Origin of the sequence: Flavobacterium sp., assembly GCF_031422135.1 — a bacterium.
Lineage (GTDB): Bacteria > Bacteroidota > Bacteroidia > Flavobacteriales > Flavobacteriaceae > Flavobacterium.
The window spans coordinates 24,277-38,683 of sequence record NZ_JANOQD010000105.1; the positions used below are offsets into that span (position 1 = coordinate 24,277).

Genomic DNA, 14,407 nt, shown 5'->3' on the forward strand with positions numbered 1-14,407 from the left:
AAAAGACAATAAAGTCTTTTTATATTTAAATTATTTTTTATCTTTGTATGGTAAATAAGTAAATAAATGTTTTCAAAATCTTGTGAGTATGCAATAAAAGCAATGATATTTGTGGCTCAAAAGTCTAAAGATGAGTTACGAGTAGGGGTGAAGGAAGTTGCAATAGGAATTGATGCTCCAGAACCTTTTATTGCAAAAATTCTTCAAGATTTAGGAAAGAAAAAATTATTAAATTCTGTAAAAGGACCGAATGGTGGTTTTTATATGGATAAAACAAATTTACAATCTTCTATTGCAGATATTGTAAAAGCAATTGATGGTGATGGATTGTATATAGATTGTGTTCTTGGCTTGAAAGCGTGTTCTGAAAAAAATCCTTGCCCTGTTCATTATGAGTTTAAAGAAATTAAAAAGAATTTTATTAAAATGATTGAAGAAAATACAATTACTGATTTTAACGATAAGTTAGATTCTGGGAAGTTTTTTCTAAAAAACAGTTAGCTTTTTTTATAATAATAAAAGATAAAAAGATATTAATATATATAAATATGAAATTAAATAAAAAAAATCAAATCGCTTTTCTAGTATTCATTGTAGTTTCAAAATCAGCATTTTCACAAAATGCAAATAATATAATTACTGATGATACTAATTCACTTGGAATGTGGATTCTATTCTCTGTGATAATCATTCCAATACTTTTTTTTATTGGGAGTTTGTATATAAAATTTAGAAGTCAAGTTGTCGAAAATCAAGATTGGTTAAATCAATCCAAGGAAAAACATTTCTCAGATCATTTAAAAAATTTAGATAAAAACCAAATCAATCAATTTATGAAACTAAAATCAGAAAACTGTTGTGGAGATTGCAAAGGTAAAGGTGCTTGCCACAGCAAAAAAACAACTGCGATTCTTTCTGTTTTATTAGTATTTAGCACTGGTTTGTTTGCACAAAATTTCAAGGAGCAAAAAGAAAATTTCTTCTCTCAACCCGGAATTATTATTGTGATTATTCTAACATTATTGCCCGTTTTATTAGGTATTATTTTTGCATTAATTAAATCGAATAATGCTGTAAAAACTTACTTCAATAAAAGTAAAACAATTGAAGCAGAAAAATTTGCCCAACATATCAAAGAAATTGATGACCACGATTTGGAAGAGCAATTATCAAAACGCAAAGCCGCATTAGAATTTAATTTAACCAATTCGGAACTATCAGGACAAGAAACTCCCGAAGACAAAATCGGAATTGTTACAAATGTGAGCCATAAACACGAAGTTCATTTTACTGCTTTAAAAAAGAAAGCTGTTCAAAAACCAAGTCTAGAACCCAATATCGCCAAATTGATTCTTTGGTATTTTGGTTGTGCTACTTTTTGGTTGGTTGTCGGCACAGGAATTGGCGAATATTTAGGAATAAAATTCGTCGCTCCAGATGTCGATCAATACAGTTGGTTAAGTTTTGGACGATTGCGACCAGTTCATACTAATATTGTTTTTTGGGGTTGGGCATCTCTTGGAATGATTGGTTTGGGTTATTATGTAGTTCCTATTGTAAGTAACGCAAAAATTTATAGTGTAAAATGGGGTTGGATTGCCTTAATTCTTACCAATTTGATGGTTATTTTAGGTTCGCTTTGTTTGATGGCTGGAATTAATAATGGCGGTGGCGAATTCAGAGAATACATTTGGCCCGTTATGGCGTTATTTGCAGTAGCACTTATCTTGACATTGTCCAATTTCATAATGACGGTTGCCAAACGAACTACCAAAGAAATTTACATCTCCAATTGGTACATAGTTTCTGCTCTTATTTTCACCATTATAGTTGCACTTACAGCCTATTTACCTTTTTGGCAAGATGGTGTAAGTGAAACAATTGTACAGGGATATTTTATGCATTCGGGAGTGGGAATGTGGTTTACGTTGTACACATTGGGATTGTTGTATTATTTTATTCCGCAACAAATCAACAAACCCATTTATGCATATAGTTTAGGAATTTTAGCATTTTGGACACAAATTATATTTTACACCATTATTGGAACACATCACTTTGTATTTGCACCATTGCCTTGGTGGTTACAAACTGTTGCTATTGTGGGAAGTGCTGGAATGATTATTCCTGTGGTGGCAGCAACTATAAATTTTACAATGACTTTCAAAGGGCAATGGCACAAAGTAACTACTAGTTATACTTTACCTTTTTTCTTAGTTGCAGTGGTCTATTATTTTATTGTTTCGATGCAAGGCACTGCCGAAGCCTTTAAGTTTACCAATTTGATTTGGCATTTTACTGATTTTACAGTAGCTCACGCGCATTTAGGTTTTTATGGTATCATCACATTTGCACTCTGGGGCGGATTTTATGTAGTTATTCCAAGATTAACAGGCAAAGAACCACCACAACATTTGGTAGGAGCACATTTTTGGTTGGCTTTCATCGGATTGTTATTTTACGCCATTCCATTGTCGGTTGGTGCTACTTTAAGAGGATTAATGTGGATGGAAGGCAAACCGTTTATTGATAGTGTAGTTTTAATGTTTGATTATTGGTTGTGGCGCGCCATTGGTGGCAGTTTAATGTTTATTTCTCACTTGGTTTTTGCTTTCAATTTTTATAAAATGACAATGAAAGAAGTAGTAGAAATTGATGTAAAAGAAGAAGCATTCAAAATATTACAAACCCAAACTAAATAAAATCTAGAGATGAATATATTTAATGACCATCGAAAATTGTATACCATTGCAGGATTACTATTTGCTTTTCTAACGTATATCGTTGTTGTGATGCCAGCATTTGATAATCAATATAATAATTTGCCGTTACCAGGAACCAAGCCACTTTCGGGCGATGCCAAAGCAGGAAAATTAATCTACATAGCCGAAGGTTGTGTAGGTTGCCATTCCCAACAAGTTCGAAATGTAGAAATGGATAAAATGTTTGGTTCACGTCCAGGAATGGCTTCCGACTATGCCAATATTGGACGAACCAGCATTTGGCAAAACACTGCAACGCTAATGGGAACCGAAAGAACAGGGCCAGATTTGACTGATATTGGTAACCGTCAACCTAGTAAAGATTGGAATTTAATGCATTTGTACCAACCAAGATCGGTAGTTGCTCAATCGATAATGCCTTCTTACAAATGGCTATTTGAAATGAAAGCAGTTCCATCAAAAACAGATGTTGTGGTGAGTATGCCAGAACAATTTTTGAATGGCGAAGTAGGAAAAGTTGTGGCCAAAAAAGAAGCCTTACAATTAATTGCCTATTTACAATCCTTAAAGCAAACACCATTACCTGATGGAACTAAACCATTGGATTTTCTTTACAAAAAACCCGAAAAAATTGTTTCTTCCAAAAATGGTTCTTCGGCTGACGGAAAAGCACTATACACTGCAAATTGTGTTGCTTGTCATCAAGCCAATGGCGAAGGTTTAAAAGGTTCGTTTCCATCATTGAAAGGAAGTAAAGTAGTGATTGGTGAGAACTTAGAATTGTATGTTGATATTATTATGAATGGTTACGATGCAAGACCAGAATTTGGAGCAATGGCAGGCGTTGGAACCAATATGAATTTCACCGAATTTGATGTGGCAGCCATCATCAATTATGAAAGGACTTCTTGGGGAAATACGGGCAAAAAAGTGACTCCGGAAGAAGTGAAAAAAATTATGGATTTTATAAAAATTAAGCTTTCGGCTGAAAAATAATAGAAATAATTAACTCAAGTTTCTAGTTAGATCTATTACAAACTAGATTTAGATTATCCATTTTTTGAACACAGATTTTGAAAATTTTAGAAATTTTTTAAATCTGTGTTAAAAAAAAGATGTTAATTCTATATCCGAATTTTAAATTTATTTATGTTTTATTAACTGGCAAATTAAATTAATTATGAAAAAACTCATCACAACAGTCATTTTATTAATTCAAGCAATTGTATTTGCTTGTCCAGTTTGCGAACGCAACCAGCCAAAAGTATTGCGCGGCATTGTTCACGGTGCTGGTCCAGAGAGTAATTGGGATTATGTAAGCATTTGGGTTACTATAATCATAGCAATAATCACTTTGATTTATTCTTTAAAATGGTTAATCAAACCGGGAGAAAAAAACAGAGACCATATTAAATATTCCATTTTAAAATAAAACAAAATGAGTAATAAAAGTTCAATATTAGTATTTTTAGATGACAATCAAAAACCGTACGGCGAGTTTTCTGTACCTATAAATTTTGAATTAGACACCCGAAAATTAGTCGATGGCGATCATATCTTAAAAATCATAAGCAAAGATCCAAATGGCAAAGAAGGCATTCGTAAAATTCCGTTTAGTGTTCGAAATGGTCCAGCTATAGCTATTGAAGGCATTAAAGAAAACGAAATTGTGGATGGTATAATCCCCATAATGATAAACGCTTACGGTAAAGGAGACCAAAAACAATTCCTGATTGAAGGCAGCGAAACACCACATTCTATTCCTGCTTGGCTTTGGGTAGTGATTGTAGGTTTTATAGGTTGGGCGATTTATTATGCAGTTACCGCTATGAAAATGAGTTTATAATTTTTTAAATAGTAGTGATGATAATCAAACAAGCAATAGCCGAATTAGAACAAAAGGAAACTCCCGTAGCAAAATTAATGCATAGAGGTGTTGTTTTTAAAGTTATTGTTTTGGCATTCAAAAAAGGGATGTTTTTAAAAGAACATAAAACCAGCGTACCTACAAAACTCACGGTACTTACTGGAAACGTAAAATACAGTAGTGAAAATCTAATACGAACGATTGATATCTACGAAGAACTCGAAATTCCTTTGGAAGAAATGCATACCATTGATGCAATAGAAGATTCCTTGTGCCTGTTAATTCAAGGATATAGGAATTGAGTTTATCTTCAAACATAGTAATTATATAACTTATTCAAAAAGTTGTATAACAATATCTTTCGATGATAAATCGACCTTTATATTTCTAGTTTAAAGTCAAAAATTGTGGATTATAAAGATTACTACAAAATATTAGAAATTAATAAAACAGCCACTCCAGAAGAGATAAAAAAGGCCTATCGAACTTTGGCAAAAAAAAACCATCCCGATAAAAATTTAGGAGATAAAAAAGCAGAAGAACGATTTAAACTTGTCAATGAAGCAAACGAAGTTTTGGGAAATCCCGAAAAAAGGAAGCAATATGATGAGTTGGGCGAAAACTGGCAACAAAATCAACAAGCGCATAACCAACAACGTAATCCGAATCAACAATATTATCAAGGAGATTCCAATCAAGGAGATTTCTCAGACTTCTTCGAACAATTTTTTGCACAACAAAGAGGAAATTCTAGAGAGCAACAATCCAGACGTGGAGGCGATTATGAAACAGAAATGGAAATTTCGCTCGAAGAAGCCTATGCTGGAACAAGCAGAATTATTCAATTAGAAAACGAAAAACTTCGAGTAACCACAAAACCTGGTGCTTACTCAGACCAACAATTGCGAATAAAAAGTAAAGGTGCAAAAGGCAGTAACGATGCCAATCGTGGCGATTTATTTGTTAGAATTCGAGTGAAAGAAAATCCAAAATTCATTCGTAAAGGCAATAATTTATTTCAAAATGTGAATGTTAATTTATACGATGCCATTTTAGGAAATGAAATGATTGTGGAAACTTTATCGGGTAAATTCAAAATAAAAATAGATTCAGGAACTCAAAATGGCAAAACCATTCGACTGAAAGGAAAAGGAATGCCAGTTTATGAAAAACCTAACTTTTTTGGCGATTTATACTTACAGATTCAAGTACAAATTCCTGAAAAATTAACCGAAAAACAAAAGGTTTTATTTGAAGAATTGAAATCAATATCTTAACTGAAATTTTATGAAAACTTACGAGATAGTTCCAAATATCACGAATGATTATCTAATTCATATAAAGGATTTTGAAGAAGCAATTTATATCTCAAAATTGCAGTATTCTTTATTCCATTTGGCATTTACAGAAAATATTTCGACCGAAAATATACTCGAAGCCTTACAGAAATCATTCCAAATTTGTCAATTGGCTGGAATCGAAACCAAACACCATTTTAAAAAAATTTATGTTTATGATTTGGATAATAAAACAGTACATATTGACTGGAGAATGAGTAAAAAAGGATTTAATTTAATGGTGATGCAGTTTCCATCATTGAATAAAGAAAAGGCACTTTGGCTTTGGAAATTAGCCGAATTTTAAAATAATAAACAAATACTAAATTTTTAAAATGAAAACAGATAAAATAACTATTGCTAATCTAAAATGTGGTGGTTGCGAAACCACAATCAAAAAGGCATTATTGAAAATTGAAGGAGTTTCAAGTGTCAAAATTGATCACGAAAAAGATTCTGTAAATCTAATTTATGATGATAATGTGGATAGAGAAAAAATCACAAACAAACTCCACGCACTTGGTTATCCAGAAGCAACCGAAGAAAACGGATTACTTCTACAATTGAAAAGTTATGCAAGTTGTATGTTGGGAAAAATAAATAATCTATAATTATTATTTCTGTGAGAAAGCTAGCAAAATTTATGTTATACGAAATGTACAAGCTTGAAAAATGAGCTTAAAAAAAGAGATTTTCTCTGAGTAACAACTATGTTTCAAATTATTTAATGAAGATGATTAAGAAACTCATTCAATCCGAAATAAAATCGATTTTAAAAATACGAAAACCAGATTCCAATAAAAAAACGTATGGACACGCCTTATTGGTAGTTGGAAGCAAAGGAAAAATGGGAGCAGCAATCATTTCTGCTAGAGCTTGTTTGCGTTCAGGAGTAGGATTATTAACTGTAAATATTCCTTTAGAAGAACGACAAATAATTCAAATTTCTATTCCGGAAGCTATGATAATTGAGAGGGAGAGTAAAGAATTAAATACTGACTTTTTTTCTGCAATTGGTATTGGTTCAGGATTAGGAATTTCAAAAAAAACAGAAGAAATTTTGGTTAAAATATTAGAAGATTATAAACAACCAATAGTTTTAGATGCAGATGCATTGAATATGATTTCTTTAAAAAAAAATCTATTAAAAAAAATTCCTTATGGAACAATACTTACACCACATCAAAAAGAATTTGATAGACTTTTTGGTAACCATATTTCTTCGGACGAAAGGATACAATCAGCCATTAAAAAAGCAAAAGAAATGAATTGCATCATAGTTTTGAAAGGTCATAAAACTATAATTACTGATGGCACAGAAGCTTTTCAAAACAGCACAGGAAATGCAGGATTGGCAAAAGGTGGTTCAGGTGATGCACTTACGGGAATGATTACTGCTTTTTTAGCTTCAAATTATACTGCGTTAGAAAGTGCAAAATTAGGTGTTTTTCTGCATGGATTTGCCGCTGATTATACCTTAAAGAAACAAAGTATGGAGAGTATGCTAATCACGGATGTTATAGAAAATATAGGCTATTCCTTTAAATCGTGTTTAAAAGGCAATTAAATTACTATTTTATAAAAATTAGAAAATGAAAAATTTAAATCACATACTATTCTTCAACGAAATAAATATAAATGACATTTCAAAAGTTGGTGGTAAAAATGCTTCTTTAGGCGAAATGTATAACCAATTAAATCCAAAAGGAATCAATATCCCCAATGGTTTTGCATTGACAGCTTCTTCCTATCTTTTATTCCGAGAAATAAATAATCTCGAAAAACCGCTCAATGATTTATTACTTTCATTAGATACAATTCATTATGAAAACCTTTCAACAATTGGAGAAAAGGCAAGATCATTAATAATGGCAGGCACATTTCCACAAGAAGTAATTGAAGAAATTAACCAAGCCTACAAACAACTTTCTGATCAATGTGGTATTGAAAATTTAGATGTAGCTGTTAGAAGCAGTGCTACTGCAGAAGATTTGCCAACAGCCAGTTTTGCTGGTAGAATGGAATCGTTTCTAAATATAAACGGAGAAAAACAATTACTCGACGCTGTTAAACGTTGCTATGCCTCATTATTTACTGATCGTGCCATCAAATACCGTTATGATATGGGGTTTGCAGGAATAGATATTGCTATTTCGGTTGGAGTCCAACAAATGGTGCGAAGTGATAAAGCATCCGCAGGCGTAGCCTTTACGATTGATCCCGATAGTGGTTTTAAAAATGTTATTGTTATCAATAGTTGTTGGGGATTGGGTGAAAACATTGTAAAAGGGAGCGTTACTCCTGATGAATGGATTGTGTTTAAACCCACTCTTTTTGAAACAGGATTAAATCCAATTCTAAAAAAACAATGTGGCAGAAAAGAGTATACGATGGTTTATGTTGGAAAATCAGAAAAAGCTTCTGCAGAAGAAACTACTTTAAATCTTGAAACTACAATAGAAAAACAAATAATTTTTTCTTTATCAAATGAAGGTGTCATTCAACTTTCAAAATGGTGTTACAAAATTGAGCAACATTATGAAAAAGCTATGGATATTGAATGGGCAAAAGATGGATTAAATAATAAATTATACATCGTGCAGGCAAGACCAGAAACTGTACACGCAAAAGAAAATAAAAAAGTAAGAGAAATTTTTATACTTAAAGAAAAAGGAAAACTACTCACACAAGGTATTGCACTAGGCAGTGCAATTGCATCTGGAAAAGCCCGAATACTTCAAAGTCCTCAAGAAGGCAATCAATTGCAAGAAGGAGAAATTTTAGTTACCGACATTACAAATCCAGATTGGGATCCAATATTAAAAAAAGCTTCGGCAATAGTTACCAATAAAGGTGGGAGAACCAGTCATGCAGCAATAGTGGCTAGAGAATTGGGTACAGTTGCCATTGTTGGGTGCGGAAACGCTACTGAGACCATACAGAATGGACAAGAAATTACCGTTTCCTGCGCAGAGGGGAAAGATGGAAATATCTATGAAGGGATTTTGAAATGGGATATCAAAGAACAGGATTTCAATCAATTGACAATACCTGAAACAGCACCAATGCTTATTCTTGCTGATCCAAATCGTGCATTTGAATTGAGTAATTATCCAAATCAAGGTGTGGGTTTAATGCGATTAGAATTTGCTATTTCTAATACTATCAAAATTCATCCATTGGCATTAATTGAACCTGAAAAAATACTTGATGAAAAAGTAACTTCTGAAATAGCGTTATTGACAAAAGATTATAAAGATGGTAAAAAATATTTTGTTGATAAACTAGCCGAAGCTGTTGGTATGGTGGCAGCAGCATTTTATCCAAAAGATGTCATTGTACGAATGAGCGATTTTAAAAGTAACGAATATGCCAACCTGATTGGTGGAAAATATTTTGAACCTAAAGAAGAAAACCCAATGATTGGATTGCGTGGTGCATCACGCTACTATAGCGATTTTTACAGAAAAGGTTTTGCCTTGGAGTGTGAAGCAATGAAAAAAGTGCGAAACGAAATGGGAATGCATAATGTCAAATTAATGATTCCTTTTTGTCGAACAATAGAAGAAGGTAAAAAGGTTCTAGCCGAAATGACAACAAACGGTTTAAAACAAAAAGAAAACGATTTAGAAATTTATGTAATGATTGAAATTCCAAGTAATGTTTTATTGGCAGATGAGTTTGCAAAATTATTTGATGGATTTTCTATCGGTTCTAATGACTTAACCCAACTAACATTAGGTTTAGATAGAGATTCTGCATTGGTTAGTGAATTGTTTAATGAAGAAAATCCTGCAGTTAAGTTTTTAATTAAAGAAACCATTCGAGTAGCCAAACGAAACAAAATTAAAGTGGGTTTGTGCGGACAAGCACCAAGCGATATTCCAGCTTTTGCGAAGTTTTTAGTTGATGAAGGTATTAATAGTATTTCATTCAATCCTGACGCTTTGATAAAAGGGATTGAAAATATTCTTGAATCAGAAAAACAAAGTAATATTAAATTATAGTAATCATAGTAGATACTCAACAATTATTGATAAATATTCTTAATAAAAATATGTAAATTATATAAGTTTTATTAAAAATATACAATACAATTTTTTGTAAGAATTTTAAAATTTTGTAATCACATTAATTTAAACTAAAAATTATGAAAAATCTAGCATCAAATTATCACAGAATTATTGTAGCTGTATTTATAACTCTTTTTTTACTAATAGCCAGTAATAATACTCAAGCTCAAAATAAATGGGAGTTAACTTTTCGTCCTGGATTAAGCTTTCCTACTAAAGATTATGGTCCTACCAAATTAGGTATTGGTTGGGGTTTTGAAGCCACAATTTCATATCGTTTTATGCCACATTTATTTGCATACACTGGTTGGGGTTGGAATTCATTTTCAGAAAAAAATGCTGAGGGAATTAATAAATTAAGTTTTGATGAAACTGGATATTCTTTCGGATTCCAATTTATTCACCCCATTCCCAATTATAAATTAAAATATCTAATTAGTCTTGGTGGTATTTATAATCACATTGAAATCGAAAATAATAATGGTGATATTCTTGCCGATTCAGGACACGGATTAGGTTGGGAAGTTGCTACTGGAGTTTCTTATCCTTTTGGAGACCGTTTTCATATTACACCAAGCATACGTTATAGATCTTTATCTAGAGATCTCAAAATAGGTAGCATTACCACACAGGTTGATCTCAACTATTTTTCAGTAAATGGAGCCATATCATGGTCTTTTTAGAAATTGTTTGAACTAAAAATAAATTTATTATGAACAATCTAAAAATTTCAGGAGCATTATTTTTCTTGGCGGGTTCATTAATTTTAATGGGAATTATTACTTCCGAAGCATTTTACCCATCGGGTTATAACACTGCCAATAGTGAAATAAGCGATTTAGGAGCTACAGTTCCACCAAATAGTGTGAGTTATCTACCTTCGGCAACCATATTCAACACAGCAATGTGGTTATCTGGTTTTATGATTTTAGTCGCCTCATTTTGTCAGCACTTCCATTTCAAAAAAATAATATTTACTATTCCCGCCGCATTATTAGCCATTGGATTGTTAGGAGTTGGTTTTTTTCCAGGAGATAAAGTGCCATATCACGGAATGTTTTCACTACTCACTTTCACTTCTGGTGGATTGGCAGCAATTCTTTCGTTCAAAATTACTGCTGCACCATTTAAGTATTTTGCTTTTGTTTTCGGATTGATAACATTGGTAGTATTATTTACGGCCCAAACCTATATTCCGATTATTGGCGATGGTGGTACTGAAAGGTGGGTGGCTTATCCAGTTGTTTTATGGTTGGTTGGAATTGGTGGATTTTTATTGAATGAAAAGTCTAGTCCTATTTAAATTAAAAACCCATTATTATGAAATACATTTTTTCAATTATTTTAATTTTTCACGGATTAATCCATTTTATGGGTTTTGCCAAAGCATTTGGATATGGAAACATCACACAACTTGCCAAAGATATTCCAAAATCAATAGGAGTCTTTTGGTTAATAACGGCTTTGTTGTTTATTGTAGCAACCATTTTATTTTTTCTTAAAAATGAATATTGGATTTATTTTGGCATCATTGCTAGCATTCTTTCACAAATACTCATTTTTACCGTTTGGAAAGAGGCAAAACTGGGTTCAATTCCAAATCTTATTATTATTGTTGTTGCCTTTTTAAGTTGGACAACATATAATTTTGAAGCCACTTTTAGAAAAGATGTAAATAAAAATCTGCAAGAATCAAAAAGCACAAATACTGATTTCTTAACCGAAAATGACATTCAATCATTACCAAAATCTGTCCAAAAATACCTCCGTTATTGTGGTGTGATGAATAAGCCAAAAGTAAAAAATTTCCGAATTGTATTTGATGGTGAAATGCGTGAAAAAGGAAAAGATTGGTTTAAATTTCAATCGGTACAATATAATTTTTTTGACAACCCAACACGATTGTTTTTTATGAAAGCAAAAATGTTTGGGACTATTGTTCCTGGTTATCACAATTATCAGAAGGCTAAAGCCTCAATGCAAATTAAATTATTCGGGGCATTTCCAGTTGTTGATGTGAGTGGAATCGAAATGAACAAAGCCGAAACTGTAACAGTGTTTAACGATATGTGTTTGATGGCACCAGCGACATTAATCGACAAGCGAATTCAATGGAAAACAATAGATAATTTCAATGTTGAAGCAACTTTTAATAACGAAGGATTTGTAATAAAAGCCATTCTTACATTCAATGAAAAAGGACAACTTACCAATTTTGTTTCTGACGATAGATATGCCATAAGTGATATGAAACGCTACCGATTTTCGACACCAGTCAAAGACTATGAGCTTTTTAACGGAATTCGTATTATGACCTACGGAGAGGCAATTTGGCATTATCCTGATGGTCAATTTGTATATGGAAAATTTTATTTAAAAAGTATAGAGTATAATGTTGGGGAATTTAAAAAATAATATTACAAAACTCAATAAAGTCATAAATAAGTATTCTGATTATATCTATTATTTTCTTGAATTATATAAGTAAAATTCAAATAGAAATTATTTTCCTTTAGTAAATCAATATTGTTTTTTGGTAATCTTGAAATATTAATATATCCAATGTCAAACTTTAATGCTGGATTTGGTTTGAATGAAAAATTAGTAAATATTCTGTTATGATCAAAAATGTGTTTTGCATCTGATCCTGAAGCATTAATGAATATTTCATCGCCAATGGAAGTATTAAATTTAGAATTAAAATCATATTTAAACGCCAAACGATTACGCAAACGAATAGTATTTTCAATTGAGCCTTCAAAAATTCTATATTCTAAAGCTGTTCTATCTACAATAAAAAATTTACTAGCCAATTCGTGTTGTAATTCTACCGATGTAGTAAAGCGATATTCATTTGTTGAACTTGAAATTGCATCACCTGCTTTTTGAATGATTTTGTAATTGGAAAAATAAGCAAAAGGAGAAACTGCATAAACTACATCTTTGTTTTGCTTATAATATATCCAAGTTCTAAAGGTGTACATTAGGTTTTTATCGAAAAGATTATCACTTTTAAAATCATTTTGTCGGCGGTGTTGTAAGTCAATATCAGTTTTTATCTTTTTGGTAATTGGAATATTCAATGTGGTTCTAAACCAACTATTAGTATGGTTTTGCGCAATTACCTTTTGCAATAAAAAAAAGAATATTATCATTAACAGCATCCCTTTTATTTTATGTTTAATCATTATATTTTTTGATACAATTAATGAGGTAATTTATCTCTAAAATAACCATATACCCAAGTTCCAACAATAGCAAAGAATAAAGTGACAATCATAACAGTTACTCCCGTTCCTATTTGTGCGAAAATGGGTCCAGGACACGCTCCAGTAATTGCCCAACCCAATCCAAAAATAAGTCCACCAATAATTTGACCTTTATTGAAAGTTTTATCGTGAAACTCTATTTTCTCTCCATAAATGGTTTTGATATTGAATTTTTTGATAAGAAAAACGGAGATTATCCCAACCACAACTGCACTTCCAATAACGCCATACATATGAAAGGATTGGAAACGAAACATTTCTTGAATGCGGTACCAACTAATAATTTCGGCTTTGATAAATACAATCCCAAACAATAAACCAACTACGAGGTATTTTAAATTGTGATACCATTTGTGCTTTAAATGACTTTCGTTTACACAAATTGTGTCTAGTGAACGAGTTTCAAAATCTTTGTTTTGATCTGTATTTTTCATAATTTTTATTTTAAAGTGAAAGTAGGTAAGGAAGAATAAAGTTTGCCATTATCAATCCGCCTACGAAAAAGCAACAAGTAGCAATTAGTGATGGTAATTGTAAATTTGATAAGCCAGATATTGCGTGACCACTGGTGCAACCGCCAGCATATCGAGATCCAAAACCTATCATTAACCCACCTATTACCATTATTGAAAATCCTTTTATGCTAAATAAACTTTCCCAAGAAAAAATTTCTGTTGGCAACATTCCACTAATATTTGTAATACCATAAGTGGCTAATTCTATTCTTAAATCTTCATTGATTATAATTGGATTAGGATTTGCTAAAAAGTTAAAAGCGACTACACCACCAATTAAAATTCCGACAATAAAAAACATATTCCAGACTTCTTTTTTCCAATCGTATTTAAAGAAAGGAATATTTGCAGGCAAACAAGCGGCACAAGCGTGCCTCAAATTGGCACTTATACCAAAGTTTTTGTTTCCTAAAATTAATAATGTTGGTACGGTAAGCCCAACTAACGGACCAGCAATATACCAAGCCCAAGGTTGTTTGATCAATTCTATAATTTCCATAGTTTAAAATTTATTTTGCAAATTTGAGTTATAAAAAAGACGTAGTTTGTAATTTTTGTCACATAGCAAAAAAAAGTACCTGATTTGTCAAGCACTTTCTAATTTGGCTAAAAATCAACTATAA

17 protein-coding genes are annotated in these 14,407 nt (G+C 31.9%); 14 read left to right on the forward strand and 3 right to left on the reverse strand.

The genetic code is table 11. From position 1 onward, the window contains the following. Positions 1-66: 66 nt before the first annotated feature. The 14 genes from RMO70_RS13325 to RMO70_RS13390 all read left to right on the forward strand — a co-directional run bounded on the left by RMO70_RS13325 (position 67) and on the right by RMO70_RS13390 (position 12,415). On the forward strand, positions 67-501 hold the full coding sequence (locus RMO70_RS13325) for an Rrf2 family transcriptional regulator (protein WP_310556929.1): 435 nt from the start codon (positions 67-69) through the stop codon (positions 499-501). Between the two features lie 47 nt (positions 502-548). Continuing rightward, positions 549-2,702, forward strand: a complete 2,154-nt coding sequence (locus tag RMO70_RS13330; protein WP_310556930.1) for a cbb3-type cytochrome c oxidase subunit I — start codon at positions 549-551, stop codon at positions 2,700-2,702. A gap of 9 nt (positions 2,703-2,711) precedes the next feature. Continuing rightward, on the forward strand, positions 2,712-3,719 hold the full coding sequence (locus RMO70_RS13335) for a cbb3-type cytochrome c oxidase subunit II (RefSeq protein ID WP_310556931.1): 1,008 nt from the start codon (positions 2,712-2,714) through the stop codon (positions 3,717-3,719). A gap of 184 nt (positions 3,720-3,903) precedes the next feature. After that, positions 3,904-4,155, forward strand: coding sequence for a hypothetical protein (locus RMO70_RS13340; protein ID WP_310556932.1), 252 nt, complete (start codon positions 3,904-3,906; stop codon positions 4,153-4,155). Between the two features lie 6 nt (positions 4,156-4,161). Beyond that, positions 4,162-4,569, forward strand: coding sequence for a cytochrome C (locus tag RMO70_RS13345; protein WP_310556933.1), 408 nt, complete (start codon positions 4,162-4,164; stop codon positions 4,567-4,569). Positions 4,570-4,586: 17 nt separating this feature from the next. After that, entirely contained in the window at positions 4,587-4,892 is a 306-nt protein-coding gene (locus RMO70_RS13350; RefSeq protein WP_310556934.1) for a hypothetical protein, read from the forward strand. A 105-nt stretch (positions 4,893-4,997) separates the two neighbouring features. Then, positions 4,998-5,867, forward strand: a complete 870-nt coding sequence (locus tag RMO70_RS13355; protein ID WP_310556935.1) for a DnaJ C-terminal domain-containing protein — start codon at positions 4,998-5,000, stop codon at positions 5,865-5,867. A 10-nt stretch (positions 5,868-5,877) separates the two neighbouring features. Next, complete coding sequence (locus tag RMO70_RS13360; protein ID WP_310556936.1) at positions 5,878-6,234, forward strand: hypothetical protein; 357 nt, start codon at positions 5,878-5,880, stop codon at positions 6,232-6,234. Between the two features lie 28 nt (positions 6,235-6,262). Further along, entirely contained in the window at positions 6,263-6,538 is a 276-nt protein-coding gene (locus RMO70_RS13365; protein ID WP_310556937.1) for a heavy metal-associated domain-containing protein, read from the forward strand. 122 nt (positions 6,539-6,660) lie between these two features. Next, complete coding sequence (locus tag RMO70_RS13370; protein ID WP_310556938.1) at positions 6,661-7,494, forward strand: NAD(P)H-hydrate dehydratase; 834 nt, start codon at positions 6,661-6,663, stop codon at positions 7,492-7,494. Between the two features lie 25 nt (positions 7,495-7,519). Beyond that, positions 7,520-9,934: a phosphoenolpyruvate synthase gene (gene ppsA / locus RMO70_RS13375; RefSeq protein WP_310556939.1), complete on the forward strand. Its 2,415-nt coding sequence runs from the start codon at positions 7,520-7,522 to the stop codon at positions 9,932-9,934. 143 nt (positions 9,935-10,077) lie between these two features. Next, positions 10,078-10,683 (forward strand): outer membrane beta-barrel protein, encoded by a 606-nt coding sequence (locus tag RMO70_RS13380; protein ID WP_310556940.1) that lies wholly within the window; start codon positions 10,078-10,080, stop codon positions 10,681-10,683. Between the two features lie 29 nt (positions 10,684-10,712). Continuing rightward, a complete protein-coding gene (locus tag RMO70_RS13385) occupies positions 10,713-11,303 on the forward strand; it encodes a DUF998 domain-containing protein (RefSeq protein WP_310556941.1) in 591 nt (196 codons plus the stop codon). Positions 11,304-11,320: 17 nt separating this feature from the next. Continuing rightward, a complete protein-coding gene (locus tag RMO70_RS13390; protein ID WP_310556942.1) occupies positions 11,321-12,415 on the forward strand; it encodes a DUF6544 family protein in 1,095 nt (364 codons plus the stop codon). 20 nt (positions 12,416-12,435) lie between these two features. Here the strand turns inward: RMO70_RS13390 and RMO70_RS13395 are convergent, their stop codons facing one another. Genes RMO70_RS13395 through RMO70_RS13405 form a run of 3 tightly spaced genes read right to left on the reverse strand, consistent with a single transcriptional unit; the run spans position 12,436 to position 14,283 of the window. Continuing rightward, a complete protein-coding gene (locus RMO70_RS13395; protein ID WP_310556943.1) occupies positions 12,436-13,188 on the reverse strand; it encodes a DUF2490 domain-containing protein in 753 nt (250 codons plus the stop codon). Between the two features lie 17 nt (positions 13,189-13,205). After that, positions 13,206-13,703 (reverse strand): DUF6691 family protein, encoded by a 498-nt coding sequence (locus tag RMO70_RS13400; protein WP_310556944.1) that lies wholly within the window; start codon positions 13,701-13,703, stop codon positions 13,206-13,208. Between the two features lie 10 nt (positions 13,704-13,713). Next, positions 13,714-14,283, reverse strand: a complete 570-nt coding sequence (locus RMO70_RS13405) for a YeeE/YedE family protein (protein ID WP_409025089.1) — start codon at positions 14,281-14,283, stop codon at positions 13,714-13,716. Positions 14,284-14,407: the final 124 nt, after the last annotated feature.